The following is a 26,109-nucleotide window of genomic DNA, read 5'->3' as shown; positions in this document are numbered from 1 at the left end:
TACTTGATTTGACAAAAATGGAAATCATCTTAGCTGAGCCGCGAGGTTTTTGTGCCGGGGTAAAAAGAGCTGTGGACATATTAGCTATTACTTTAGAAAAATACAAAAACAAGTGCCAAGTTTATGTGCTACACGAAATTGTTCACAATAAATATATAGTAGAGGACTTTAAGAGACAAGGAGTGGTTTTTGTGAACAGTATCGAGGAAATTGAAGATAATGGAGGAATACTGATCTTCAGCGCGCACGGAGTATCAAGAAATATAGAAGATAAGGCAAAAAGAAAGGGTATTCAAGTGATTGATGCAACATGTCCTTTAGTCAGCAAAGTGCATAAAGAGGCAAAAAGGTATGAAAACAGTGGTAAAGAATTAATTCTCATTGGGCATGAAAACCATCCAGAAGTTAAGGGAATTAGAGGAAGAGTAAATAATCCTATCATTTTAGTGCAAACTGTGCAGGACGTACGCAATTTAAAAGTTAAAGATCCAGATAATTTATCTTATGTTACACAAACCACGTTAAGCATCGACGATACCCGTGAAATTATTGTTGCCCTGAAGCTCAGGTTTCCAAGCATAACAGGTCCAGATTTAAAGGACATATGCTATGCAACGCAAAACAGACAAAATGCTGTTAAAAAGCTAGCTGAAATTGTAGACATGGTGTTAGTTGTAGGAAGTAAAAATAGCTCAAATTCAAACCGCTTATTAGATCTGTGCACTGCCAGAGGAAAAAGAGCCTACTTAATTGATAATTACAGCTGTGTGAATAAAAGCTGGTTTCATGGCGTAGAAAAGATAGGAATCACTGCAGGTGCTTCTGCTCCTGACATATTGGTTGATGAATTAATGGACTACCTAAAAGTAAACCTGAGTGTAAAAATTTCAGTTATGCCAGGTGGTATTATTGAAAATGTTCAGTTTAAAATACCGAATCTGGTTTAAAACACAACTTATCTACTAAGCTTCTCTTGAAATCACACAAATCAGCATCTATAGCTAAGACGTCATACCGCGATTCATTAGACTTCTTGCATAACCATATAACGAACTTTAATTGGGAATAGAAACAAAAAACTTACTTGACAAACTCCGCCAGCCCCCTTATCATGAAACTGAAGGTATTCAGTTATCTTCATCTGTGCAGATTAAACAGCAAGAAAACAACGTAGTTGGCGTCTTATTTTTAATTTTTTGCACTATGTGCACCTTATGTCTTCACAATATTTCTAGGTTTTTACCTATATAAGCTGAAACGCGCTTATAAGTCGTTTAAGACAGTATAGTACGCCAATTTGCAGGATTAGAGAGTGACAACTAGCTAACACGGGGTTTCTTTTGCCTTTTTTTCTGCTTAGTAAATTTCTTAAACATTTGAGATAAGGTGAGTTGCATTTAAAAGCAGCTAAATTGCAGTGTTTAAGGCTTAAAAAACGCCAATACTGAAAATAGATATTAACCGGGGCTTCTTTTGCCTTTTTTTCCGTTTGGTAAATTTCTTAAATATTTATGGCTAAACGACAACCGTCATCCCGCTACGTGTTAGCGGGATCTCTTGTTAGCGGCTGAGATACCGCGAATGAATCGCGGTATGACGGTTAAGTAGGGTGTCATTCCAGTCTGGGATCCAGTCTTTATTATGCAGCCACTTGGTTAAAATTAAGTTTTCTGGATCCCAGTGTCTGGGCACTGGGATGACACCATTCTTTTTTCTGGATTCCAGACTGGAATGACACCGTTTTGGATGGAAACCAGTGTCAGCTACTTTCATGACACCATCATAAGGTGAAACTGGATCCCAGTATCTGGGCACTGGGATGACAGGAGAAGGTACTAGCCTGACAACCGTCATTCCGCTACTTGTTAGCGGGATCTGGAGATACCGCAGTGGTATGACGTAGGAAAACCTAAGCTATACTTTTATAACCCAATCAAAATCCTGGATCCCGCTAACGAGTAGCGGAATGATGGTTTTTCAAATCGTCGGTAAGCCTAAGTCAGTTTAGCTATATGCTTTTAATTCCCCCAAAAGGAGAATTAAATATGTGAAGTTCTAGTTGATATGATTTAATGAATGGTTAGTTTAAATTACTAATTTATTTAAGAGATTTTGATAATATTTAACCCACTCGCTTTTCTATTTTCCATATCGCGATGAGCTTGAATTATTTCACCAAATTTATATTTTTTATTGATCCGTACAGTTAAAAGTTTTTTTCTTATCATCTCGAAGATTTCCATTGTGGTAAGCACTAATGTGAATCTATCATGCTTATAATGGTATATTGAGGTTCCAGTTGCAAATAACGAACGTGAACTAAGTAAAGAAAAACTAATAGGAGCGTTACCTGATATCTGCCCATAGGAAACGTATATGCCGAACCTGCCTAAAGATTCAAAAGAAAGCTTGCTTGTAGCATAACCTATAGGGTCATACACTGCACCTACTCCTCTGTTTTGCGTAATTTCCATAACTTTAGAAACGAAGTCTTTATCATTGTAGTTTATTGCGTATGTGCAGCCACTTTGTAAAGCTATCTTCATTTTTTCATCAGAGCTTACAGAACCTATCACTACACCTTTTTTATCCTTTGCCCATTGGCATATTATTTGTCCTAAGCCACCATTAGCCCCATGAACTAGCACGAAAGCACCAGGCCTAACTTTATAAGATTGATTAACTAAATAGTGAGCTGTCATACCTTTAAACAGCACTGCAGCAGCAACTTCATCAGATATGTCATCTGGAATTTTTATCAGATATTTCTGGTGTATAATGCGCTTTTCACAATATGCCCCTGGAGGAGCTGTGCAATATCCAACTCTGTCTCCAACTTTGAATCCATCACTGATTTTTTTACCAAGTTTTTCAATAACCCCAACTGCTTCCACTCCAAGCACTGATGGTAAATTTTTAATTTTGCGTGTACCTTTTCTGTGCTCTAAATCATAACGATTTAAGCCGATAGTTGTATGACGTACTAAAACTTCCTCGCCTTTTGGCTCACCTATATTCTTATCTACAAATTCTAATACTTCTGGTCCCCCAGTTTTTTTAATTTGTATAGCTCTAACCATGATGAATGTAAGATAAAAACTTTGATTATGTTATCTAATAATTAATATTTTGCAAAGTCATTGTTTCCACAATTAACAAGCTTGACTTTTTTATCAAATATCTCTATATTTTAAATAAGCTATTTAAGCAATTAGAGAGTATAAATTATGTTAGGTAGAAGAGATAGATATATTAATAGGTATATTGCTCTTTGTGAGATATTTAAGAAAATAAGCAATAATATAAAAACATATAATGTAATAGAGTTAATAAAAAGCAAGTTAGAAGAAGGCAAAGAGTATAGTCAAAGCTGCAGTGATTTATTTGAGTTATGGAAAGCTGGAAATTTTGCAATTGACCATGAATTTCGTGTGCAAAATGATGGCAAAGATCCAGATGCCAGAAAACTCTTAGATATAGCTATCAACTCTAAATACCTTAACGTGGCAGAAGCTTTAGTAAGAGCTGGAGCGGACATTAAGCCAAAAAAAAATGGATTTACCTATCTACATACAGCTTTTTTTATACCATCTCCAAACCTTTTTAAGACTCTCATGGAGAGAAAAATAATCATTACCTCTAATGAGCAAGCATGTGCCATTTTAGAAGGTTTTACTAACTTTTCCCTCGACCAATTTTCACCAAATAAAGAGAATGCTGAAAGAGCTGAAAGTCAGATAAAATGTGTCAAGATGCTAATTGATTACATATTAGAAAAAAATCCCAACATAGAAATGTCAGATTCTGTAAAAAATAATAAGGAGTTGGCTAAGTATTGGAATGCTTGTGAAGCAAATAATAAAAGATGGGTATTGGTTGATTCAGCAACACCAAGCACTGAAACACAAGTAGTCAGTGTGCAAAAAGAAAACAAGAGCTCCTGCTCAATTCAATAGATCTGTTGCATAACTATTATTTGAATAACAACGCACTCCTTCTATAGCTAACACGTCATACCGCCGCGGTATCCCATAGATCCCGCTAACAAGTAGCGGGATGACGAGGTTTACCTTATCGGATTGTTTCAACACGTCATACCGCCGCGGTATCTCAAAGCATAGATCCCGCTAACGGGTAGCGGAATGACAGTTTTTCAAATTGTCGGTAAATCTAAGTCAGTTTAGCTATAGCTCACGCTGCTTGGGTGGACAATAGAAAAAGTTTGTTACTTAAGCTTAAAAAACGTGTATGATAGCGTTATTTCACTTAAATCTTTTGTATTACTATCAAGCATTATCTCAGGATCTATATAGAAAGATACGGGCATAGCTGCTTTTTGTTTTGGTAGCAACATTTGTTCTTCAAAACAAAAGCATGCAACTTTATTAAAATACTTACCTGCTTTGAAAGGCGTAACGTTATATACTGCCATACCAAATGAAAGATGATCAGATAGATTTTTTGCGTAATAAAACGCTAAACTTTGTTCTCCTATGTTTACGTCAACGTAGTTAGTTTCTGATTTAAATTCCCAAGGTAGATCGGACATTATATCAGCATTGAAGTGGACCCTGATTTTTTGGTCAGTTGCACTTATTGTTGCATTAGTTACTTTTCTTGTTGTGCCACCATACCCGGTAGCTTTACAGAAAATGCTATATAGTGGCACCGATGCATATGCAAGACATAGCATCAACACGACTAAAGATATTAAAAAGAAAACTATAGAATTCTTACTACCTTTCCTTAAAAAGGAAAACATCTAGTCCCTATTATTGAACAAGTTAAGTAACCTGAGTAGATTGAGAAATATGTTAATAAAGTTAAAATAAAGATCAGTTGCACCCAGTATTGCCAATTTAGTAGTAGCGACTTCTGATCCGTCGTTATATTTATAATAAACGTCCTTGATTCTTTGAGCATCATACGCAGTCATTAAGGTAAAGACTATTACTGATATGAACGATATTGCAAAGTAGAGAGGACTACTTCCAAGGAATAAATTTACTATGGATGCTATAATTATCCCCAAGACTCCCATAATCAAGAAAGAGCCCATACTTGTAAGATCTCTTTTTGTGGTATTACCATATAAAGCCATAGAGCCAAACATAATTGATGTAATGAAAAACGCTCTTGCTATATTTTCTGCAGTATAAACTATAAAAATATAAGATAAGGAAAGCCCCATTAACACTGAGAACGAGAAAAATATAGTAACGGCAGACTGAGCACTTAGGTGTTGAATTCTATACCGCATATAGATCACCAATGCAGCTGGAGAGAATATTATCACAAGCGACAGAACAGGATTAGAATGAATTACCTGAAAAAGACCAGAAAATACCGTTAGAAACGCAACAAGCCCTGTAACGCCTAAAGCTAAAGCCATGTAATTATATACTTTAGTTAGGTAACTTCTGAGCCCAGCGCTATAATAAACGCCCTGAGAGCGGATATCCTGTTCATTTCTCATGTAAGACATAAATGTAACTCCTTTTGTCCATTATTTAACACATTATAATATAAAACCACATTTTTATCAAGTATTTTTATTATAAACAGTTATGCGCTGGCATTTGTTTTAATATAAATAGAATATAGGCCTATTGCTGCTGCATTTGAAACATTTAAACTGTTAATTGCATTTGACATTGGTATTTTTAAAAGATAATCACAATTTTCTTTAACTAACCTCCGCATTCCTTTCTCTTCAGAACCAAAAATAATTACTCTTTTTTTCTCAAAGCTCTTTATTTCATCTATATTTTCTTTAGCATTGCAATCAAACCCGTAACACCAGTAGCCGACCTTTTTTAAATACTGCATAGTTTTTACTATATTTGTAACGTATATTAGCGGAACAATATCCAATGCTCCACTTGCTGCTTTTGCAATAGATGCATTTTCGCCAGGTGAATGATTATGTGGTAAAACCAATGCGTTGACATTAAAACAAGCTGAAGTTCTTAAAATTGATCCAATATTGTGCGTGTCAGTGACTTGATCTAAAATGACTATAGTAGAGCTGTCGTTTGAGCTTTCAGCTACTTCTTCGATGCTTAAGTTACAAAGAATAGGGGCAACATTTAAAGCAATTCCTTGATGGTTAGCACCTTTAGATAAAACGTCATTAAGTATTTTGTTTTCTACTAATCGAACTTTAATGCCCTTACTATTTACACATTGCCTAATTTCTTTTTCATGTTCTCTATAGAAATTTTCTGTTACTAACAGTTCTATACACCGCCTATTTTTATTCTTCAGTGCTGACATGCAGGTGTGCTTTCCATACAGCCAAAAATTCTCATTAGTTTTTGACGATTTCATCGTATTATCGAAAATCGGGTTTTTATAGAATAAGCAACATTTTACTATGTTTGGATATTGTTGTAAAATTATACAATTCGATTAATGCGTTTATGTCGGACGATGAGTTGGATTGGCAAAAAAATGTTAAGCCAATAGAATGTGGAAAAGTTACTTTGAAAGTTAATCATAAAGTAAATATAAAGTCTATGGTTGATAAAGGTACCTCCGACTTACAAAGGAATTTTCTTAATACTAATAATGGTAACTCATCATTTTGTCTTGACCAAAACACAAAATCAAAAGTTGATAGGGGTAAATATTTTATAAGCGATAAGCTCGATTTGCACGGCTATAGTATAGAGGATGCTTACTGTAAATTGATAGATTTTATTATCAAAAATTATCGAGCAGGAAATAGATGTTTATTGGTAATTACGGGATACGGCAGTGCAACAAATAAAACAGACACTATAAAGAATAACTTAAATAAGTGGTTAAATGATACTAAAATCCAGCATATGGTTCTATACTACCAGCAAGCTACGAAAAAACATGGTGGTAAAGGGGCTTTTTATGTTTTATTAAGAAGGCTTAGGCCCTATTAGCTGCTTAAGTTTCCTTTTAAGCCTTAATTTTTCTTATATAGCCATATAAAAACCAGTGTTCGGCAGCGCGTTACGCACAATTGTACAAACATTGTAGCCGTTATTCAAGTAGCCCGCAGAAACGAAAAAACTTCCTTGACAAACTCCGCCAGCCCCCTTATTATGACAGTAAGGGTATTTATGACTCAAAACTTGTTTTTGACCTGCAGGCTCAATGACAAAATTCAGTAAAAAACTCAGGGTATTTATTGGCGGATTACATAAAATTATAGCGGCTGCATGTCTTTTTTATTTTTTCTACATTCAGCCAAATCGCGCTTATTTTAAGCGTTAGCACATTATTACAGCGCCACTTACAGTAATATAGAGTCAAAACTCGCACCACGGGGCTTCTTTTGCCTTTTTTTTATTTGGTAAATTTCTTAATGTTTGTAGCTAAAGCAATTTAAGAGACCGAAAATGGTGTCATTCCAGCGCGTGACGCTGGAATCTAGTCTTTATTATGCAGCCACTTATTTAAAGTTAAGTTTTCTGGATCCCAGTAGTCAAGCTACTCGGATGACACCCTCCTGATGGGCCCAAATCACAATGTTCGTACAGTTGTGGGCGGTATGACAGCGTTAGCTATACTTTTATACTCACCAACTCAGCATCCAATCAAGTAGTCAAGCTACTTAGATCTGGTGGACTCAAATCACAATGTTCATACAGTTATGCTGTGCCCTATGGGTGTGATGTTCTACGAGTTGGGTAACAGGAGGTAATGCAAGAAGTCTAATAGCGCAGCAACACGGAACCCCATGTGAGACCTGCACCTATTGCAATCAGCAGTACCAGATTTCCTGATTTTATTTTTGATTCTTGTATTGCATAGTCTAAGGCCAGTGGAATTGACGCTGCTGAGGTGTTTGCATGCTTATCAACGGTATTAATCACTTTCTCTATAGGAAAATCTAATTTCTTTACTACTGCTTCAATAATACGAATGTTTGCTTGATGGGGAATTAACCAGTCAATATCAGTGATTTTCAAATTATTGCATCTTAGTGTTTCCTCTACTGAGGCTGTTAACTTATCCACTGCATGTTTAAACACTTCTCTTCCATTCATGCATATTTTTCCAGAATCATCAGTAGAGGATACCCCTCCGTTCGTACATAATATGTCCACATTGCCATCAGAGTGTAAGTTTGTTGATATGATGACGCTGCTACCCATTTCCGATTTTATTATCACTGCACCAGCACCATCACCAAAGAGTACACAAGTTGACCTATCTTCCCAGTCAACAATCCTAGACATTATTTCAGCACCAATAACGAGCGCATATTTAATTCTATTGTTAGATTTTATGAGCGAATCAGCAGCTGTAACTGCATATATAAAACCAGAGCATGCTGCTTGTACATCAAAAGAAAATGCGTTTTTACATTTTAACTTACTTTGTACAATCGTTGCACAGCTAGGCAAAGTTTTATCAGGCGTTGTTGTTGCAACTATAATCAAGTCAATTTCATCTACTGAAATTTTAGCTTTTTCTATAGCACTTTTTGCTGCATTTACAGCTAGATCTGACGTTAATTCTCCTTCATCTGCTATATGCCTTTGAACTATTCCTGTTCTCTGCCTTATCCATTTATCGCTTGTCTCAACTATCGATGCAATTTCGTTGTTACTCAACGTTTTTCTTGGTAGATAAGATCCAGTGCTTAATATGAAACTTTTATTCAATATGACTTACCCCGTTAATTATCTTTTGATTTAAATTTTCACTAATTGCATTTACTGCAAATTTTATAGCATGGGCAAAAGAAATAGCATCAGAATTTCCATGACTTTTAATGATGATACCATTCAGCCCTAAAAACATAGCTCCACTTCTAATTTTGGGATTAAAACGCGTTAATGCTTTATTTAGTTTAGATTTTAACAATATACCAATAAGCATTTTCGCTATCCACGAGTTGAATACTTCCTGCTTTATTAGATTGATAAAAGTACTAGCGGTTGCCTCAGCTGTTTTGAGCATTACATTGCCAACAAAACCATCAGCAACAATCACATCTATATTACCCTCTAAAAATTCACTTGCCTCTATATACCCTTTGAAATTAATGCCTGGAGCGTTTTTAAGCAACTCAAAAGCGCCGCGCACTGAGTCATTACCTTTAACTTCTTCTGTACCGATATTTAGCAAAGCAACCTCAGGATTGTCAATTTTTAGCGCTACTTTTGCAAATATACTTCCCATTAATGCAAATTGGAATAACGAATCGGCATTACAATCGACATTTGCACCAAGGTCAAGCAAAGCGAAGCTTTTTGTCTTAGTTGGACAGATAGAGACAATAGCAGGACGATAAATATTTGGTAATGTTCCTAAAATAAATCTGGAAATTGCCATCAACGCCCCGGTGTTGCCTGAAGATACCACTCCGAAAGCTTTACCTTCTTTCACTGCAACAATTGCAGCTTTCATACTTGAGTCTTTACGATGTCTCAGCGCAAAAGATGGCTTATCATTTGCAAGGACATTGTCAGAACAATGAGTAAACTCAGAATTGTTACTTACTTTTTTATATTTCAAAAGCAAAGGAGATACTTTTTCCTTATCTCCATAAATATGAAAAAGAACTTTAATGCCTGGGTCAACAAGATTATCCAAAAAAAAACCAGCACCCTGAATTACGGAAAGAGACGCAAAATCGCCCCCCATAGCGTCAAGTGCAATAACTATGTGATTATTGACCGTAGGTAACATACCATAATAGTCATTCTGCCTGTTGCTTAATGAAAACTCGTTTTCCTTTGTAACTGCCATCTACTGCTACATTGTGAGGCAACATGAATTCTCCAGTTGTTGAACATACCACAACATTCTTAGGCTCAATAGCATGATGAGAACGATGCATATTACGCCTTGACTTCGACTTTTTTCTTTTTGGAACTGCCAAAACTTCCTCCATTCTACTACAAAATTCAATTCATTAATAACATGTTTTTTACAAGAAGTAAACAGGGATAATAAAATAAGTAAGGTTTGCTTATGTAATTGAGTCCTATAGCTAAAGTGGCTTAGGTTTACCTACAATTTGAAAAACCGTCATTCCGCTACTAGTTAGCGCCGCGGCGGTATGACGTAGGGAAACCTTTCTTGGGTTAAGCTTTAAATTAAAACATCAAGTATGTTGAACTTAAAACATATCTCAGCTATACTTTGCGATAAAGTTAATAAAAATTTTAATAAAATCAGTAAGACTAACCTCTAGCTAAAATGAATACAAAGTGAGCTTTTTTGATATAAATAGTGTTAGAATAATTGGTAGGTACTTTATCAATTTTTTGTTAAGGCTTGGTAGTGCATTCATATTTTTTATTCAATCTCTATACCACTGCTTTGTGCCACCATATTATTTTAGCAACGTAGCAAAACAAATTATAGAGATAGGCTTTTTCTCTCTGCCAATTGTTGGGCTCACTGGAGTTTTTATAGGAGCGGCGATAGTTTTACAAAGCAGCTTGAGTGACTCATTAATTAACCAAGAGCAGATAATACCCAAACTTGTTACGATCACTATCATTAAAGAGTTAGGACCAGTTTTGATCAGCTTAATAATGGTAGGGAAGGTTGGATCATCAATTGCAGCAGAAATTGGTACAATGCGCATCACCGAGCAAATAGATGCCCTTACAACTTTGAACATCAACCCTTTCAAGTATTTAATTGCACCAAGGATTTTAGCGTCAATCATAGTATTTCCCATACTTACAGTATGTGCAGATCTAATAGGAATATTTGGAGGATGTATCACTGCAGTCTTCGAATTTAACCACAATCTAAATATATACATTAAATACACAGCTCAATTCTTTAATATGTACGATTTTATTGTTGGGCTAATAAAAGCAATTGCTTTTGGCGCCATAATTTCTGTCTCAAGTTGCTATTACGGTTACCATTGCAAAGAAGGTGCACGAGGAGTAGGTGTTGCTACAACATCAACTGTTGTTTTATCGTCCATACTGATCATTTTAGCAAACTACATGATTACTTTGATACATGCGTAACCCCATAATATCAATATTGAACTTAAGCTTATCTTTTGATGATAGGACAGTACTAAAAGATCTAAGTTTCGATATATTAAAAGGGGAATCATTAGTCATACTTGGCGGCTCAGGAAGCGGCAAATCTGTACTAACAAAAACAATTATCGGCTTGCTTGCTCCAGACTCAGGGTCTGTTAAAATAAATAGTAAAAGCAAAAATAAATTTGGGGTTTTATTTCAAAATTCCGCTTTATTTGACTACGTTACAGTGTGGGAAAATATATCTTTTAATTATAAAAAGCGCTTTAATATCAGCAAAAAGGAGGCAAAACAGCTAGCAATCGAGAAGTTAAATGATGTTGGACTGGAGGAAAGCATAGCAGATATGTTTCCAATAGAGCTATCAGGTGGAATGAAAAAAAGAGTAGCACTTGCAAGGGCGATTGCACACAATCCAGAAATCATCGTATTAGATGAGCCAACTTCAGGATTGGACCCAATTATGTCAGATATAGTAAACGAGATAATAATAAAATTATCTAAAGATCTTAACACTACAATTATCACGATTACACATGATATTCATAGCGCATTTAAAATAGCCGATAAAATAGCAGTATTACATGAAGGGGAGATCATTTCCCATGGAACTGTTCAGGAAATACAAAATACTAATAACGAATATATAAAGAAATTCATTCGTTATATATAGCTAAAGATATGTACACTATTGCTAACAATCATATTTTTGAGTTTTCACTCTGTAAAAGGTAGCGGACATTGGAATTCAGATTTTTTTCAAACTGGATCCTATAGCTGACCCAAGCAACACGTCATACCGCGATTCATTCGCGGTATCTCGGCATAGATTCCGCTAACTAGTAGCGGAATGACGAATTTGTCGTTTTTCAAATTGTCGTAAGTCAGTTTAGCTATATATAGGATGACAGAAATTGTTTGTATTAGCTATATTCAAAAGCTCTATTGATATTTTGCAATATTTGTGATAAAATAATAGCTTAAGGTTGAGAGTAAAAATTTATGAGTGAAGCTCAAGGTCCAAATATTGCAGAATGGCAAGCGCAGCAGCAACACCAAGAAGCCGCTGGTGAGAAAAGTGGTTTTGGTCTTGGTCATAGTGACTCTGTTTCAACAGTCGTGGATGGAATGAAATGGTTGTTCAACTTTCATGAAGGAGCAATTGCTGCTTATAGTAACGTGTTTGAAAGTTTGGTAAGTGGCAGTAGTTTAGTAACACTGTTTGGAAAATCAGGTAATATGTTTGGCATAAAATTTCTTGAAAGCATTGCAGAACATTTTTCAGGTGGAGGTGGGGAAGATATGCCATCAGAAGGAATGGATATGGCTCATGGTGATGAGGGACCTCACTCAGATGATTACCCTCATGCCAATAATGAAATGGCTCATAATGCTGATGGTTTGCAAGACATGCATGATGCAGGTGATCACCATGGTCAATCTTTTTCACCTGGTCCTTCACCATCTGTTGGCGATGACCACGGACATGAACTTGGTTAAACGCTTAAAAACTGCTGAATAGTATGCGAGAAGACCTAATAAGAAAAGTTGCTATTGTTGTGAGTTTGTCTTAGTGAAAAAGGTTTCAGTTTTAGGATCAACAGGAAGTGTTGGAAAAAAGACTGTAGATTTGCTCTCAAGGAGAAAAGAAGAATACCAAGTGGAAGCACTAAGTGCCCATTCAGACTTTGCTCTACTGGCACACCAAGCAAAACTGCTGAATGCAAAATACGTTGCTATCTCCGATGAAAGGTTTTACAAAGATTTAAGAGAAAACCTACTTGGTACAGATGTAAAAATAGCAATTGGCGCTACAAATATTGCTACCATACCTGTTGATCTCTCAGTTGTTGCAATAATTGGCATTGCAGGCCTTGAACCAGTTATGCACATCATAGAAAGCGGTACTAAAGTCATTGCACTAGCAAACAAAGAAAGCATTGTTTGCGGTGGAAAGTTATTACTCAAAAAAGCTAAAGAAAAAAACGTACAAATAATCCCTATCGACTCTGAACACAACGCAATTTTTCAAGTTTTGCAAAATGACGACAAATGCGTAGAAAAGATCATACTTACTGTTTCTGGTGGACCATTCTTAAACTATAGTTCTGAGCAATTAAGAAATGTCACGGTAGATCAGGCGCTTAGTCACCCCACTTGGAATATGGGAAGGAAAATCTCAGTTGATAGTGCAACAATGATGAATAAGGCACTAGAGATAATAGAAGCACATAACTTGTTTAACATCAGCCCGGATAAAATTGAAGCAATAGTGCATCCTGAGTCAATAGTACATGGAATTGTAACTTATAAGGATGGGTTCAACTTTGCTGTGCTTGCAGAAACTGACATGGCAATTCCTATTTCATATGCTTTGTCTTGGCCGGAAAGATCAGCTTTAAATCGTAAATTAGATTTAACAAAGCAAGGAAAATTGACCTTTCAAGAACCAGACCATAAGCGTTTTCCTGCGCTAAAGCTTAGCATGGCAGTGTTAAACTCTTCTGCTCCACAAACAAACAGTATTGTGCTCAATGCTGCAAATGAAATAGCTGTTAATGAATTTTTGAAGTCACGAATTGGCTTTTTAAAAATAGTAGAGGTAGTGGAATCAACAATGGAAAGTTTTGATAGTTACACTGATATTAATTCACTATCTGATATAATAAATATTGATTGTGAAAGTCGTATTATTGCTAATAAAATTGTTGAAAGTAAAGTTGTTGCGTATAGCTAGAGTAATGTAACCAGACTGCATTCTGTGATTTTAGCAAAACACGATCTTTCATTTGAGCTTTCTTCAATTTAAAATAAATACAGAAACTAGCTATCTTCAAAAATATGGTTGAATAATTGTATCCGTTCAGGCAATGGCATCAACTTAAGGGATGTTAAGGAGTAAAATACTACAAGAGACAGCACTTTTGTTTCTATTTTATTGCAACAAAAAAGTTTAAAATGTGTCATTTTTAGGTGAGGCATGCAAAAAGGAAAAGATCTTATCTTACAAATTAAAAATGCAATATACTCGAAAACTTTTCAGAAAATCCATTGTGTTGAGTTTTACACGAACAAGAAAACTTCTTTTTTCGACAGTATTTTCTATAGTTAGTTAAAAAAAGTTTGGGAATAGAATGTGAACTTATGGAGCCATTGACATGTACCCTCAAAGCAAGCTTTTTCTAAAGCAAGGTATAAGATTTGCCATACAGGCTTTCAAGAATTTAAGCATCCAAACAGCCTATCAGGATGAACCTGAGTATGGAACTTGGAGAGGCTATAGACTTATTGCAGCAGATGGTTCTGGTATTCAGCTCTGAGGAAATTGTATCCGAGTTTGGCCGCTTTAAACCAAATGGAACAACAGGCACAATGCCACCATTGGCAATTTGTTTGTTGATTTGTGTACTTCGCTGATTTGTAGTGCTCGTCTTGCGGCTTGGAATATAGGTGAACAAACGTTGGCGGAAGAGCAATTACCCGAAGTTATCACTCAAATGCGTTCATTAAATCAAGAGAAATTATTATTTATCTATGATCGTCTTCAGTAAAATTCATTCAGCAGCATGATGATTTGGAAGTAGATTTTATTTTTCGCTTGCAAAAAAGAAATTATAGCAAGCTATGGGAACGCTGGCGAATTAGATTTTGATTTTATATTGGAAAATGAAAAGCTAAAAAATAAAATGAAAGGACAGAAAGTAAGAGCTGACATTAACCAACGGAGAAACAGAGTTTTTGATCGAGACTTTGGAGTAAAGCTTATGTATTAAGGTGGCACATAGAGGAGTGCTATAAACGACTCAAAGTAGGAGCAGAGTTAGAGAATTTTTCTGGAGAGGCTGTATTACAAGAATTTTGGGCAAACTTGGTCATGTGCAATATATTATCGCTTCATATGTGTGATGCACAAGGGCCTTGGAACCCAGATCAAATTGCTGAGTATCGTTTAAATTTTTCAGTTTTATTTGGTGTAATGAGGCAGAAACTCTATCAGGTACTTATTGCGCCAAAAAACTTTCAAGCCCTTTTTAAGTATACGCGCTAAAGTTAAGATCCGACCGGGAAGATTGTATAGCCGCGATAAAGTAGATAAGCCTAAACGCCATCATGTCTTTAGGAGAGTTTGCTAATGTATGCTCTTAAGTTGACGCCATTGACTGTTCTCCCTCGTCATACCGCCGCGGTATCTCTAGATCCCGCTAACAAGTAGCGGGATGACGAGGTTATCGTCATGCCACCGCAGACCGTCATACCGCGATTCATTCGCGGTATCTCATCAGCTAACAAGCAGCGGGACGACAGCAGTACTACGTCATACTACCGCAAACCGTCATACCGCCGCGGTATCTCTAGATCCCGCTAACAAGCAGCGGGATGACGGTTGTCAGGCTAGCTGTCATCCCAGTGCCCAGACACTGGGATCTCATTTTACTCTATAATGGCAGTGCCTCTATGATGTAAGGAATCCAGTTTTTATGCAATCTCATCAAGAACGTTGTGTTTTAACGTAAGGTTGGCTACTTTTACACTCACTAACTTAGCTGGATCCCAGTGTCTGGGCACTGGGATGACGAGAAAGGAGCACTGGAATGACACCCTCCTGATGGGCCCAAATCAAAATGTTCGTACAGTTATGGGTTTAGCACGCCTTACAATTCCCAAACACCCCTCTCACATTAGAATCATTAAATTCACTATAAGGAGGAGCGCTTGGAGGAGAGTAAGGAGGAGGTGGTCCATAATTCCTAACTGCTTCTTTAGCCTTCTCAATATTATCTGATTCTTTCTCATGCTTCATATGAAAAGCTAAACCACCAGCAAAACATACGAGAGAATTAACGCCAAGGATAACTAAACCCCACACTGGTAACACTGGATAAACAGCACAAGCTACCAAAGCCGCTAAAGAAACAGCGCCAACCGCAAATTCTATATTCCTAAGCATCTTAAGCTTATTATCAAGATAATCTATTTTTTCTTCTTTTCTAGCCGCTTTTCTGCTGCTGTTATACCAAAAACACATACCAGCATGGAAAGCAACACACACAACTGCAGCTACCATACCTAAAACTAATAGCTTTCTACTGTCTTCCGAGTCTTTTTTCTTATCTTCTCTGCTTTGATGGCTACCACTACTGAAACCAGGGTTATTTATAACTGTAGTATGACCAATATTACCACTAAACAAGCTACGAAGTAGAAAATAATCCCAAAAATCTAAACCTCTATTATTGTGTACATGTATATGTGTAGTCTTAGGGCTTGTAGGTTGCGCGTCATTCCCTGCGTTATATTGATAATTTCTGCTTCCTGTATCGTGCCTATTGCTTGAATTTGGATGTGTAAATTTTTCATACGCATTTTTAAAATTCTCCTCACTCCAATTTGTGGTGTTTTGCGTATTACAAAATTGTAAAAACTCTTTAACATTACTGTTACTACCAGATTTTTTTATATAGGCTAACGCATACCTTTTTAAAACACTATCACTTGCTACCATAAATACCCTCTTAAGTTAAGACTAAATTAATAAATACTTATTATAACAAAGTAACGTCTTCTTGTCAAATCAACCATAACTTAATACCCAGTTAATATCCTTTCCACCAGCTCTTTTACTGTCGGTACGTAGCCATTCTCATAAAACGGATCTTGCTTAAATTTGTACACATTGTGCCCGGAAAACATGAGTTCATTTTCAATATCGCCGTCATGTATAATGTTTTGCAGTGTTTTTTGTATACAAAAACTCCGTGGATCTGGCTTTCGTCCTGTTGAATGGTCGCCGTGATCCTTCCAATTGCTAAACAAACAATGACTTAAGCATCCCATACAATTGATTTGATCTTGTCTTATCTCTGCAAATTTGCCTGGCGTCACAAAAATAACAGTTGTATCTGGAGTTTTCATTGCTTCTGTATACCCTGCTTTAGTCCATGTATTTGCCAGCTCTTTGTCTTTTGAAGTAAGGTAGATCTTCCTACCTCTGCTACCCATTGCAAATTCACTACTAAATTCTTCGCTGGCATTTTCTGAAAACTTTATTTGACGTGAATTCCGTTTCTGCAACTCACGTATGAAGTTATTTTTTACTGCAGATGAGTAAAACCCTGTTGGACTGAATTTATTTAAAAATACATCACCTTCTTCTAAAGTGAGTAGCTTCTTTTTCCACTCTGCAGAAATTGGGCTTTCTTTCGTCAAAAGTGGACGAGTGCCAAACTGAAAAGCTATTGGTCCAATTTGCAGATTGTCAAACCAATGTTCCCAATCTTTCAAATGCCACACTCCTCCTGCCATAACAATTGGTGTTTCTGAAAGACCGATCTCGTTCATGAAAGATCTAAGCTCTGCAACTCTTTCAAATGGAGCCTGTGGTAGCTCTGGGTCTTCACTGTTACTGAGTCCATTGTGCCCTCCAGCAAGCCATGGATCTTCATACACTACTCCACCAAGCAAACAGGAAGATATTCTTTGGTAAGTGCGCTTCCATAATGCTTTAAAAGCACGCACCGATGAGACAATAGGGTAATAATAAACCTGATATTTAGCTGCAATTTCTCCAAGCCTATAAGGCATACCAGCACCGCAGGTAATACCATAAACTAAGCCTTTTGCTTTTTCTAATATGCCATGAAGCACGCGTTCTGCTGCTCCCATCTCCCAAAGCACATTCATATGTATTCTTCCATGACCTTTTGATATTTCATTCGCTATTTTTGCCTGACTGATTCCAGCTTTAATACTATACTCAATCAATTCACTGTGTTTTTCATTTCTTGTTTTGCCTTTGTAAATCAGCGGCACTAACTCACCATTATCATCAATAAGCTTAGCATTTGCACCAGAAAACGTACCCACAGCATCTGCTGCAGCAAATGCTCCACTTGACTTTCCATCACTGATTGCGATGCCTTTGCCGCCCTCAATGATTGGCCACACTTCCTTTCCTGAAATTACTATCTTTTTTATCTTATTTTTCAAAACTTCCTCGCAATCTTTCACTCTATTTTACTTAATTACTAAAAAAATAATAGCTGTTTATTTTTTCTTTTATCATCAGAGCCTCTGCATAGCCAAATTTGGGTTTTGAGTAGACACAGCAGCTACTGTAATATAGTTTCGAAAGAAGTCTAATGTATTTTGCTATATGATCATAGGTCTAACAGGCGGAATTGGGGTAGGAAAGAGCTTTGTAGCTAATTGCTTTCAAGAGTTTGGTGCTGCTGTGTTTGATGCTGATTCTGTTGTACACCAACTTTATAAAGTGGATAAAAGCATAATAAGTTATGCAGAAAAAAATTTTCCTGGAGTGGTAGTAAATGGTGAAATAGGTAGAACAGTACTGTCTAAATATTTCTTAGCCTACGATGAAAATTGGAAACAATTTCAATCTTTGGTTCACTCTGCTGTGCTGCGTGAATTAGAATTTTTTATTGCCAAGGAAAAAAAGATCGATAGAAAGCTTTTAGTTTTAGATGTGCCACTTCTATTAGAAACAAAATTTCATTCATACTGTGACCTTATTATTTTTATCTATGCAGATAGCGTTGTGCAAGCTCAAAGACTTAACGAACGCAACATAGATAAAGAAAAGCTAAATTTAATCTTCAATGTTCAGTTATCTATTGAGGAGAAAAGGAAGATGAGTGACTTTATTATCGACACCAGTGTAAGCAAAGAGTATGTTTTTTCTCAAATAAAAAAAATAGTGGATTCATTAAACCTCAACACGTAGCTCTACGTCATACCGTCACGGTATCTCTTATACCAAACTTCGTTATTGGGAAGACAAATAGAATATACGATAAATTCACTTAAACCTCCAGTTATAGGCGGAAAGCACTCTTTTTCATTTGTCTCATTATTATTGAGAATTGGTATTAGCATAGATCCCGCTAACAAGCAGCGGGATGACGAAGTTATCTTCATACTGCCGCGAACCGCCATACCGCCGCGGTATCTCTAGATCCCGCTAACAAGCAGCGGAATGACGATTGTCGATAAATCTAAGTTACTTTAGCAACAGTTATTCTCCACCAAATTACTCCGAATTTTAGTTGTATTATTTGCGGATTTCACTGCTGAAATCTCAAATTTTGAGCTTGTGTTCAAAAATGATTCAACTGACCTGCCAAAAAAATCGTATCTCCACCCCTTGAATAGTTTATCTATCTGCCCAGATATTGACCCGGTTAACTCATCTTTTGAAGAAACTAATTTCCTTGATATGTTACTTTCTTTACATTTACTATCTAAAATAATTGAGAGTATATCGAATACAGATTTGTCATAATTATTCGGTAAGATGTTGTTTTGCTGCATCCAATTTTTTTCATTTTCATTAAAAATATTCACAAACTCTAGTAAATCTGCATCTTTTATATTTTTTGCATTCCTCTTGAGATCATCTAAAATCTCATCAACATGCTCTACATTTTTTTCAATAAAACCAGCTATTACAGCATTATTAATTACTTTATTACGATTCATATTATAGCGCTGTGCTAAGGTCTCTTGCCATTCACTAACTGCTTTAACAGTTAATACCAATCTTGGATTTGCTTCATAATTAAATTTAATTCTCTTCCATGCATCTTTTGGACTATGTAAATACTTATTTATATTAACTATTGATTCCATCTCTTCTTGAAACCAACACATCCTATTATTTTCTTCAAGTTTATTGCACAATATTTGGTATAAGTCATATAGGTGTACCACGTCGTTTATTGCATAGTCTAACTGATCCTCGGACAACGGACGCCTTAACCAATCTGAATTTTTAGCTTTAATTTTATCCAGCACTACTCCTTGATATTGCTCTACTACTTTTGAGTAACCAATAAAGTCATGATAATAATGACAAAACATAGCGGCAACTTGGGTATCAAAAATGGGAGTGGGAATACATTTAAACACAGTGAGTAAGGATTCTATATCCTGCCTGCAGCTATGAAACACTTTGGTTATCCCCTGATTTAGCATTATTTTCTTAATGAATGATAAATCAATTTCTGGCACTAATGCGTCTACAATAAAACTCTTCTCTCCGTAAGAAATTTGAATTAACGATAATTTTGGGTAGTAGGTTAAATTATTTCTAATGAACTCCGTGTCAACTGCTATAAATTTCGGCTTTTTTGCTATTAATTCTTCACACGTATCTTCCAGCTCTGATGTTGTACTAATTAGCATATATTTTTCACTTGGTGGTTCTACTTTATCTGACCTTACCCAGAAAAAGTAGAGAGAAAGTTAAGACGTTTTTGTCATGAGAATGATGCATCAAATTGTTCAGGAATGCAATAATTAATAGTAGAATGCCTACGTTGTTTGTTATAAAAGATTTCTATGTATTCAAATATGGCAGTTCTGGTTTGTTGAGCGAGAAGTATCAATAAGAGCTCCCTTTTGAGTGAACTTTTCTGCAACAGAGTTATCGTAACAACATCCCTTATGGCTCATGCTGGAAATGATGTTTTTTGTATTCAATAGAAATTGGTAATTTTGAGAGGTATACTGTGACCCTTGATCGCTATGTAACAGCAGATTTTTATCGGGTTTGCGCTTATTAACGGCCATCAATAAAGAGTCAACAACCAATTGTTTATTTATTGAACTGCTCATTAACTACCATGCGTGAATATAGATCCTGCCAAATATAGCCATCCTTCTTTGGTTTTTATATAAGTAATCCCATATTTTATTTGGTTGATCGACAATAAAGTTTTGGTCTAATATATTGAGAGCTACGACTCTATTGTCCGTTTGTTGCTTCTTAGTTTTAAATTTTCTTCTCAATATAGCCCGAATACCATTTTTCTGCATAACACTTTGTACTGTTTTAATTTTTGCCTAAAGCTTTTAATTCAGCGTGAATTTTAGGGATCTGCATTTGGATGCTTTTTTTGAATATCTGCTAGAAGCCCATCTCTTGCTAATTCCTTACTGCTTTTTCCCTTAGCAACCCATTTATAATAACCACCAGCAGATATGTCTAAAACCCTACATAGTTCCTGTATTTTATAGCAATTTCTATATAAAAGAATACTTTACTCTTTTTGTTTGGTCAGGGCTTTTTTTTTAATGTCTCTTTCTCTTGTTACTCTTGCTAGTTCTTTTTTTAGATCAAATCTTTCTTTGTCATAAGGAGCCTTTGTCTGGAAATGCGTATGCTTCTGACATTTTTCCATCATATTTTCTTACCCATTTACTTAACATACTGCCATCTATGCCTAGATCTTTTGCTATTTTTTTACTTCTGTTTCTTTAACCAGCTTAACAGCTTCTAATTCGAATCCTGCTGCTTCTATTTGCCATATTTTGAAAAAACGTTTTATTTTACTCCAAAAACGTCTTAACTTTCTCTCTACTTTTTCTGGGTAAGGTCAGAGTATCCACTTTAACCTCTCTAAATTTGCTCATAACCTCTTAACTTGACGCGTATGACTCCCTACTTGGATGACAGATAGTAGTGCGAAAGCCTCTTACAACTTACTTTTAATTAGTCTAACCCATGCGTGCCAATCCCTCTCACCAAGATTGCTTTCAAAAGATAGGAGATCCTTTACAGCTTTTGAGCAAATTTCTTCACTTGGAATTGATAACTCCCTATTCATTGCTAACGTTAAACATTGAGTTTTGCACGCTCGTTCTAAATGATACGTGTAAAACATTGCTTCTTGTATAGTCCGACCACACGTTATAGATCCATGATTGCGCATTAACATGACAAAATTTTCTTTCAGATCAGCTATTAACCTCTTTCCTTCTGTATTGCTAAGTGCTAGGGAATTATAATTATGGTAAGAGATTTTATTGTAAAAGTGCAGTGCCCATTGACTTATTGGAAGTAGTCCATCTTTTAGAGAAGAAACTGCTACAATAGAAGGTGTATGCAGGTGAAAAATTGCTTGAATGTCTTTCCTTGCTTGATAAACAAAACCATGAATTATATAGCCAGTTTTATTATATTGATATTCTGTACCCTCAATCACATTTCCATCTAGTGATACTCTCATCAATGAATTTTCATTCACTTCGTCAAAGCGTATACCAAATGGGTAAATATAAAACGACTTTTGATCTTCAGAACATACCGAGAGGTGAGTATATGTATGATCATCCAGTTTAAGGTAAGACAAAATCTGATAGGCATAGACTAGATCCCTTTTTACTCTGCTCTTTGTTAACAACACAATCCTCTGTTAGAATCTTCTGAAGATTTATACACGAAAAAAGGCTTGTAGTAAACTAATAAGTCTATGCCACTCTGTCTTGCTTTCTGAATACCAAACACTTTTGTGTTGTAGCTTGCTTAAAAATAGTTATCGTTATTATAGAGTTTATATACAGAATTTATGTTTCTAAATTACATAATATCTTAACTATAAAAATAATTTTCTATGTAATATTTCATATGTTTTAAAGCTTTGTTTTTATGTTATTATAAATGTAAGTTTCAAGATTGAAAATAATATGGTAAGTATTAACACAAAAAAACAGCCAGCAGGATTTTTCATATATCTCTCTGGTCTTTCAGGAAGTGGTAAACTTTCCACAGCAATAGAATTGTCCAATATGATAGACGCATTAATTGTAAATAGTAAGTTCTATAACAGTGTTCAAGTTTGCTCTATATACAATGGTGTCTTTGAACGTGATCAAATACCTAAAGAAGTTCAAGATAGAATATATGACATTATGCAAATTATGCTTCAGGTAATAGAAAATTATCCGATTCACTCAAAAAATTACATATTTATTGATGGGTTGATGGAAAATAATGACCAGAACATGAGGATGTATGATTCAATAGTAAGGCTTAGTAAAAAAATGAACACAGAAATCCTTCCTGTGGTACTTAGGTGTGATCTACCGACATTACAAAAGCGTATTGCATTAAAAAGGCAAAGAAAAAATAGGAAGGTGACTAATGTAAATAGCATGATAGAGCAATTTAGGATTAACAATTTATTTATACCACCGAGTGCCATAGAGATAGAAAATTCAGATATGAGTATAAAAGAAGTAGCTCAAGAGATAGTAAACCAGACGCACAGGCTTAGCCACATTGTATGTACGCGAAAGAATAGTCTATAATGATTTCATATACTGAGGCTCATTTAAATATAGAGCCTCAACTTCATTTAATTTTTGCTTGTTCTTCAGTCTATAATGAACCAATAGTCCTGCATGGCTAGCATTTAAATTGCAATCCATATGTGTAATGCAGTCACTGCTTGTAGCGTGACACTTGGATCCAGGGTCACGTGCTGCAGTTGGACCAGATAGCGGCAATAAATTGAAATCAAATAACTGCGTATAAAACCCTTGAGTATTTTTGATTATAGCTCTGATATTTTTTTTGCTATTCGTACAAAGCAAAGATATTGTGTAAGCTTGAACTTCCAGCGCATTAACTCCGTATAATGGCTTATTTGTAGCAAGATTTATACCTTGTGCTGCTGATATACCAACTCTAATTCCAGTGAAACTTCCTGGTCCAACTACTACCGCTAAATGATCTATTTTATCATAATTATAATTGTGCTTATCAAACAAAGTATTCAGAATTTGAAAAAATGATTCTACATGATTGTTGCTGGCGGAATTGCGCTCTACAAAACAATTACCATCATAATCAACTATTGCTATTGAACTACCAGTACCTACAGTATCAATCGCTAAAATAGACATTACTTAAGCTTATCATAGAGTTTTGTAAACATCATAGTAAAGGCACCATTACCCATAACATTTGCTGAAGTGATTATTGGATCAAACACTATATACAAGGCTGTGATTAACGAAAGCATTTCTGGAGAAAATTTGAGGTATTTCTCAAGAATAGGTAGCATTACCATAATTCCTCCTGCCGGCACTGCAACGATAGCAAACTTAAATAACAAAAAATAGAGAAGAAAAGTTACATAGTCCGTTGTGGACAATAAATAACCAGAAGTAATTACCATTGATAATATTATAACAAAAAAGCAATCACCTACTAAATGGAAGCTAGCAGTTATTGGTATAACAGACGATGCTATATCAGGTTGCTTTACATTTTTTTTGCTTCCTTCAAGAGTAAGCGGCATAGTTGCATTACTAGACATTGTGCTCATCGCAGTAATAAATGCCGGTATCATATTGCTTATACTAGCTATCCAGCTTGTGATCTTGAATGAATTTGCTGCTCCATATAAGAGGAAAACATAAAGGTAGGTTGCAGATGCTATAATAATGAAAATTATTGAGTAATCCTTAAATATTATAGATAAAACTTGATCATGCTGCATTTTTAAAGCAAGCCCAAGTACAAATATTGGAATAATCGGCGTCAAAAACGTCTTCAAAATAAAGAGAGTTAAATCTAACATTTTGTTCGAAAGCTCTTTGCTTTTCTTAGGTAGCAGTATAGACACTACTATGCTGGACACAAATCCACAAGCAAGAGCATGAAAGTTAGAAAGGAGTAGCGGAAGCCTAAACGACCATAAAGGAACAATTGTTTCTTCATACGTTATATCTTGTATTGAATAAGTGTTTTGTATGATAAAATGCCCAACAGAATAAGCTATTAAGCTTGAAGCCAGATTCGATAAGAAGATCATTATAATAAGTAACAATATAAACTTTATAGCTGACTGCTTAAGATTGTTAACACTGCTAAAGATTAACGCAAAAATAATAAAAGGCATTATAAATAGCAAAACCTCTTTTATACTCAGGCTCGTTGAGTACAAGAAGGTTTTTGCTTCCATTGGAACTAAATGACTAAAGAATGCAACTGAAGTGATGACCGTGAGTAAGATTAATAGTTGTAGCACGTTCTTATATACCAATGTCCTATGGACATATATATGGTAAGTTGGTTGTTAAGTAAAGCAAAACTGCCTATTGCTACGAAACATTATGAAAGACAAGCAGCTTTTGTTACTCCCGCGCGTACTGCACGAATATTATCTATTAGATCCCAGTGCCTTGACTACTTCGATCCAGGAAAATTGATTATGCACTATACAACATTCTCGATCAAAAAACTGATTCCAGTGTCAGCTACTTGCATGACAAAGAAGAGTGAAATTAGCACTCACCTATTATTCGTGTCGTTTTCAGTAAAAGCCTCTTCCCATGTGCCTTGAGTTGCTGCACGACTATACTCTGTTACTCTATTTTCAAAGAAATTCGTATGTTCAACGCCATTTAGTATTTCATCGAGCCATGGAATAGGATTATCATTGACATCATATATGGACTCAAGACCTAATTGCATTAACCGTCTGTTTGCTACGTAGCGTATGTAATTGCGCACTTCTTCTGCGGATAGTCCTTCAACATCTCCTAAATCAAAGGCAAGCTTTATGAATTCGTCCTCAAGCTCAACAATAGTGCGGCATGCAGAATATAATTCCTCTTTAAACTCGTTGTCCCAAATTTCATTATTCTCTTTAATAAATGTATTAAATAACATAATAATTGAATTGGTGTGCAAAGTTTCATCACGGGCTGACCAGGCGATTATCTGCCCCATGCCTTTCATTTTTCCAAAGCGTTGGAAATTGAGCAAAATTGCAAACGATGCGAATAACTGCAACCCCTCGGTAAATGCACCAAACACTGCTAGAGTTTTAGCTACATGTTTTTTATCGTGTTTTTTGCTTTCCTCAAATTCCAGCATGTATTCATATTTCTTTCTCATAGCATCATACTTTAAAAATGCTTGATACTCGCTTTCTGGCATGCCAATTGTGTCTAAAAGATAAGAATAAGCTGCAATGTGTATGGTTTCCATATTGGAAAAACTTGCAAGCATCATGCATATTTCTGTTGGCTTAAATATATTTGAATAATGCCTCATGTAGCAGTTATTTACTTCAATGTCCGCTTGAGTAAAGAATCTAAAAATCTGAGTTAGTAGATTTTTCTCTACGTTTGAAAGTTTAGTTTTCCAATCCTTCACGTCATCAGCAAGCGGAACTTCCTCAGGTATCCAATGGATTCTTTGTTGCTGCAGCCACGCATCATACGCCCAAGGGTAATTAAAAGGTTTGTATATTGGATCTGCTTCTAACAATGACATAAGACACCTATTATT

Annotated in this window: 29 protein-coding genes and 1 pseudogene; 11 read left to right on the top strand and 19 right to left on the bottom strand. The window is 35.7% G+C overall.

Annotated features, from left to right (window positions below):
* Positions 1 to 17 precede the first annotated feature (17 nt).
* Complete coding sequence (gene ispH, locus ABWU75_RS01025; RefSeq protein ID WP_353287054.1) at positions 18 to 947, top strand: 4-hydroxy-3-methylbut-2-enyl diphosphate reductase; 930 nt, start codon at positions 18 to 20, stop codon at positions 945 to 947.
* A 613-nt stretch (positions 948 to 1,560) separates the two neighbouring features.
* On the opposite strand, the gene ABWU75_RS01020 is transcribed toward ispH, so the two are convergent.
* A complete protein-coding gene (locus ABWU75_RS01020; RefSeq protein WP_353286888.1) occupies positions 1,561 to 1,854 on the bottom strand; it encodes a WPE palindromic element domain-containing protein in 294 nt (97 codons plus the stop codon).
* A 248-nt stretch (positions 1,855 to 2,102) separates the two neighbouring features.
* Complete coding sequence (locus ABWU75_RS01015) at positions 2,103 to 3,080, bottom strand: quinone oxidoreductase family protein (protein ID WP_353286887.1); 978 nt, start codon at positions 3,078 to 3,080, stop codon at positions 2,103 to 2,105.
* A 147-nt stretch (positions 3,081 to 3,227) separates the two neighbouring features.
* On the opposite strand from ABWU75_RS01015, the gene ABWU75_RS01010 reads away from it, so the two are divergent.
* On the top strand, positions 3,228 to 3,956 hold the full coding sequence (locus ABWU75_RS01010; RefSeq protein ID WP_341822611.1) for an ankyrin repeat domain-containing protein: 729 nt from the start codon (positions 3,228 to 3,230) through the stop codon (positions 3,954 to 3,956).
* Positions 3,957 to 4,225: 269 nt separating this feature from the next.
* Here ABWU75_RS01010 and ABWU75_RS01005 read toward each other — a convergent pair whose 3' ends face one another.
* From ABWU75_RS01005 to rlmB, 3 genes are all read right to left on the bottom strand, one after another.
* Positions 4,226 to 4,762 carry a cytochrome c oxidase assembly protein gene (locus ABWU75_RS01005; RefSeq protein ID WP_253307274.1) on the bottom strand — a complete coding sequence of 179 codons (537 nt, stop codon included), beginning with the start codon at positions 4,760 to 4,762 and terminating at the stop codon, positions 4,226 to 4,228.
* Positions 4,763 to 5,485 carry a Bax inhibitor-1/YccA family protein gene (locus ABWU75_RS01000; RefSeq protein WP_264688029.1) on the bottom strand — a complete coding sequence of 241 codons (723 nt, stop codon included), beginning with the start codon at positions 5,483 to 5,485 and terminating at the stop codon, positions 4,763 to 4,765.
* A gap of 80 nt (positions 5,486 to 5,565) precedes the next feature.
* Positions 5,566 to 6,330 carry a 23S rRNA (guanosine(2251)-2'-O)-methyltransferase RlmB gene (gene rlmB / locus ABWU75_RS00995; RefSeq protein WP_264731958.1) on the bottom strand — a complete coding sequence of 255 codons (765 nt, stop codon included), beginning with the start codon at positions 6,328 to 6,330 and terminating at the stop codon, positions 5,566 to 5,568.
* Positions 6,331 to 6,422: 92 nt separating this feature from the next.
* Here rlmB and ABWU75_RS00990 point away from each other — a divergent pair, with 92 nt between their 5' ends.
* Positions 6,423 to 6,917, top strand: a complete 495-nt coding sequence (locus ABWU75_RS00990; protein WP_353286886.1) for a Smr/MutS family protein — start codon at positions 6,423 to 6,425, stop codon at positions 6,915 to 6,917.
* A 774-nt stretch (positions 6,918 to 7,691) separates the two neighbouring features.
* On the opposite strand, the gene ABWU75_RS00985 is transcribed toward ABWU75_RS00990, so the two are convergent.
* The 3 genes from ABWU75_RS00985 to rpmF are packed head-to-tail and all read right to left on the bottom strand — an operon-like array spanning position 7,692 to position 9,871.
* Positions 7,692 to 8,648: a beta-ketoacyl-ACP synthase III gene (locus ABWU75_RS00985; RefSeq protein ID WP_353286885.1), complete on the bottom strand. Its 957-nt coding sequence runs from the start codon at positions 8,646 to 8,648 to the stop codon at positions 7,692 to 7,694.
* A complete protein-coding gene (gene plsX / locus ABWU75_RS00980) occupies positions 8,641 to 9,678 on the bottom strand; it encodes a phosphate acyltransferase PlsX (RefSeq protein ID WP_353287053.1) in 1,038 nt (345 codons plus the stop codon). The genes ABWU75_RS00985 and plsX overlap by 8 nt, the downstream gene beginning before the upstream one ends.
* Positions 9,679 to 9,688: 10 nt before the next feature.
* Complete coding sequence (rpmF, locus tag ABWU75_RS00975) at positions 9,689 to 9,871, bottom strand: 50S ribosomal protein L32 (protein ID WP_010962967.1); 183 nt, start codon at positions 9,869 to 9,871, stop codon at positions 9,689 to 9,691.
* 331 nt (positions 9,872 to 10,202) lie between these two features.
* Here rpmF and ABWU75_RS00970 point away from each other — a divergent pair, with 331 nt between their 5' ends.
* The 5 genes and pseudogenes from ABWU75_RS00970 to ABWU75_RS00950 all read left to right on the top strand — a co-directional run bounded on the left by ABWU75_RS00970 (position 10,203) and on the right by ABWU75_RS00950 (position 15,139).
* Positions 10,203 to 10,985, top strand: a complete 783-nt coding sequence (locus tag ABWU75_RS00970; RefSeq protein WP_264731954.1) for an MlaE family ABC transporter permease — start codon at positions 10,203 to 10,205, stop codon at positions 10,983 to 10,985.
* Positions 10,978 to 11,679, top strand: coding sequence for an ABC transporter ATP-binding protein (locus tag ABWU75_RS00965; RefSeq protein ID WP_264731952.1), 702 nt, complete (start codon positions 10,978 to 10,980; stop codon positions 11,677 to 11,679). Before ABWU75_RS00970 ends, ABWU75_RS00965 begins: the two co-directional genes overlap by 8 nt.
* A gap of 329 nt (positions 11,680 to 12,008) precedes the next feature.
* Positions 12,009 to 12,506, top strand: a complete 498-nt coding sequence (locus tag ABWU75_RS00960) for a hypothetical protein (RefSeq protein ID WP_264731950.1) — start codon at positions 12,009 to 12,011, stop codon at positions 12,504 to 12,506.
* Positions 12,507 to 12,579: 73 nt separating this feature from the next.
* A complete protein-coding gene (gene dxr / locus ABWU75_RS00955; protein ID WP_264731948.1) occupies positions 12,580 to 13,743 on the top strand; it encodes a 1-deoxy-D-xylulose-5-phosphate reductoisomerase in 1,164 nt (387 codons plus the stop codon).
* Positions 13,744 to 13,986: 243 nt separating this feature from the next.
* A pseudogene (locus tag ABWU75_RS00950) lies at positions 13,987 to 15,139 on the top strand (transposase).
* Between the two features lie 343 nt (positions 15,140 to 15,482).
* On the opposite strand, the gene ABWU75_RS00945 reads toward ABWU75_RS00950, so the two are convergent.
* From ABWU75_RS00945 to ABWU75_RS00935, 3 genes are all read right to left on the bottom strand, one after another.
* Entirely contained in the window at positions 15,483 to 15,605 is a 123-nt protein-coding gene (locus ABWU75_RS00945; protein WP_264688022.1) for a hypothetical protein, read from the bottom strand.
* A gap of 43 nt (positions 15,606 to 15,648) precedes the next feature.
* Positions 15,649 to 16,509, bottom strand: a complete 861-nt coding sequence (locus tag ABWU75_RS00940; RefSeq protein ID WP_353286884.1) for a hypothetical protein — start codon at positions 16,507 to 16,509, stop codon at positions 15,649 to 15,651.
* 80 nt (positions 16,510 to 16,589) lie between these two features.
* Positions 16,590 to 17,993: an NAD(P)H-dependent flavin oxidoreductase gene (locus ABWU75_RS00935; RefSeq protein WP_353286883.1), complete on the bottom strand. Its 1,404-nt coding sequence runs from the start codon at positions 17,991 to 17,993 to the stop codon at positions 16,590 to 16,592.
* Positions 17,994 to 18,159: 166 nt separating this feature from the next.
* Between ABWU75_RS00935 and coaE the strand changes: the two genes are divergently transcribed.
* On the top strand, positions 18,160 to 18,747 hold the full coding sequence (gene coaE / locus ABWU75_RS00930) for a dephospho-CoA kinase (RefSeq protein ID WP_253307192.1): 588 nt from the start codon (positions 18,160 to 18,162) through the stop codon (positions 18,745 to 18,747).
* A gap of 281 nt (positions 18,748 to 19,028) precedes the next feature.
* Here coaE and ABWU75_RS00925 read toward each other — a convergent pair whose 3' ends face one another.
* The 5 genes from ABWU75_RS00925 to ABWU75_RS00905 form a co-directional block, all read right to left on the bottom strand.
* On the bottom strand, positions 19,029 to 20,207 hold the full coding sequence (locus tag ABWU75_RS00925) for a ribonuclease D (protein WP_264731940.1): 1,179 nt from the start codon (positions 20,205 to 20,207) through the stop codon (positions 19,029 to 19,031).
* Positions 20,208 to 20,281: 74 nt separating this feature from the next.
* Positions 20,282 to 20,410 (bottom strand): IS3 family transposase, encoded by a 129-nt coding sequence (locus ABWU75_RS00920; protein WP_353286882.1) that lies wholly within the window; start codon positions 20,408 to 20,410, stop codon positions 20,282 to 20,284.
* Positions 20,370 to 20,639 (bottom strand): DDE-type integrase/transposase/recombinase, encoded by a 270-nt coding sequence (locus tag ABWU75_RS00915; protein ID WP_264731937.1) that lies wholly within the window; start codon positions 20,637 to 20,639, stop codon positions 20,370 to 20,372. Before ABWU75_RS00915 ends, ABWU75_RS00920 begins: the two co-directional genes overlap by 41 nt.
* Positions 20,640 to 21,064: 425 nt before the next feature.
* Positions 21,065 to 21,208 (bottom strand): hypothetical protein, encoded by a 144-nt coding sequence (locus ABWU75_RS00910; protein ID WP_264328802.1) that lies wholly within the window; start codon positions 21,206 to 21,208, stop codon positions 21,065 to 21,067.
* Positions 21,209 to 21,499: 291 nt separating this feature from the next.
* Positions 21,500 to 22,210 (bottom strand): class II aldolase/adducin family protein, encoded by a 711-nt coding sequence (locus ABWU75_RS00905; RefSeq protein ID WP_253307196.1) that lies wholly within the window; start codon positions 22,208 to 22,210, stop codon positions 21,500 to 21,502.
* 280 nt (positions 22,211 to 22,490) lie between these two features.
* Between ABWU75_RS00905 and ABWU75_RS00900 the strand changes: the two genes are divergently transcribed.
* Positions 22,491 to 23,114, top strand: a complete 624-nt coding sequence (locus tag ABWU75_RS00900; RefSeq protein WP_353286881.1) for an AAA family ATPase — start codon at positions 22,491 to 22,493, stop codon at positions 23,112 to 23,114.
* Here ABWU75_RS00900 and tsaB read toward each other — a convergent pair.
* Entirely contained in the window at positions 23,109 to 23,711 is a 603-nt protein-coding gene (gene tsaB / locus ABWU75_RS00895; RefSeq protein WP_353286880.1) for a tRNA (adenosine(37)-N6)-threonylcarbamoyltransferase complex dimerization subunit type 1 TsaB, read from the bottom strand. The two genes, ABWU75_RS00900 and tsaB, sit on opposite strands and share 6 nt — an antisense overlap.
* On the bottom strand, positions 23,711 to 24,841 hold the full coding sequence (locus ABWU75_RS00890) for a cation:dicarboxylate symporter family transporter (protein ID WP_353286879.1): 1,131 nt from the start codon (positions 24,839 to 24,841) through the stop codon (positions 23,711 to 23,713). Before ABWU75_RS00890 ends, tsaB begins: the two co-directional genes overlap by 1 nt.
* Before the next feature lie 21 nt (positions 24,842 to 24,862).
* On the opposite strand from ABWU75_RS00890, the gene ABWU75_RS00885 reads away from it, so the two are divergent.
* Complete coding sequence (locus ABWU75_RS00885) at positions 24,863 to 25,156, top strand: hypothetical protein (RefSeq protein WP_264731927.1); 294 nt, start codon at positions 24,863 to 24,865, stop codon at positions 25,154 to 25,156.
* Here ABWU75_RS00885 and ABWU75_RS00880 read toward each other — a convergent pair.
* A complete protein-coding gene (locus ABWU75_RS00880) occupies positions 25,105 to 26,094 on the bottom strand; it encodes a ribonucleotide-diphosphate reductase subunit beta (RefSeq protein WP_253307200.1) in 990 nt (329 codons plus the stop codon). The two genes, ABWU75_RS00885 and ABWU75_RS00880, sit on opposite strands and share 52 nt — an antisense overlap.
* Positions 26,095 to 26,109: the final 15 nt, after the last annotated feature.

The sequence above is a fragment of the Wolbachia endosymbiont (group A) of Anthophora plumipes genome, from assembly GCF_964028115.1.
Taxonomy (GTDB): Bacteria; Pseudomonadota; Alphaproteobacteria; order Rickettsiales; family Anaplasmataceae; genus Wolbachia.
The sequence above is the reverse complement of the archived record's forward strand: the minus strand, read 5'-3'. Positions and strand labels throughout refer to the sequence as shown.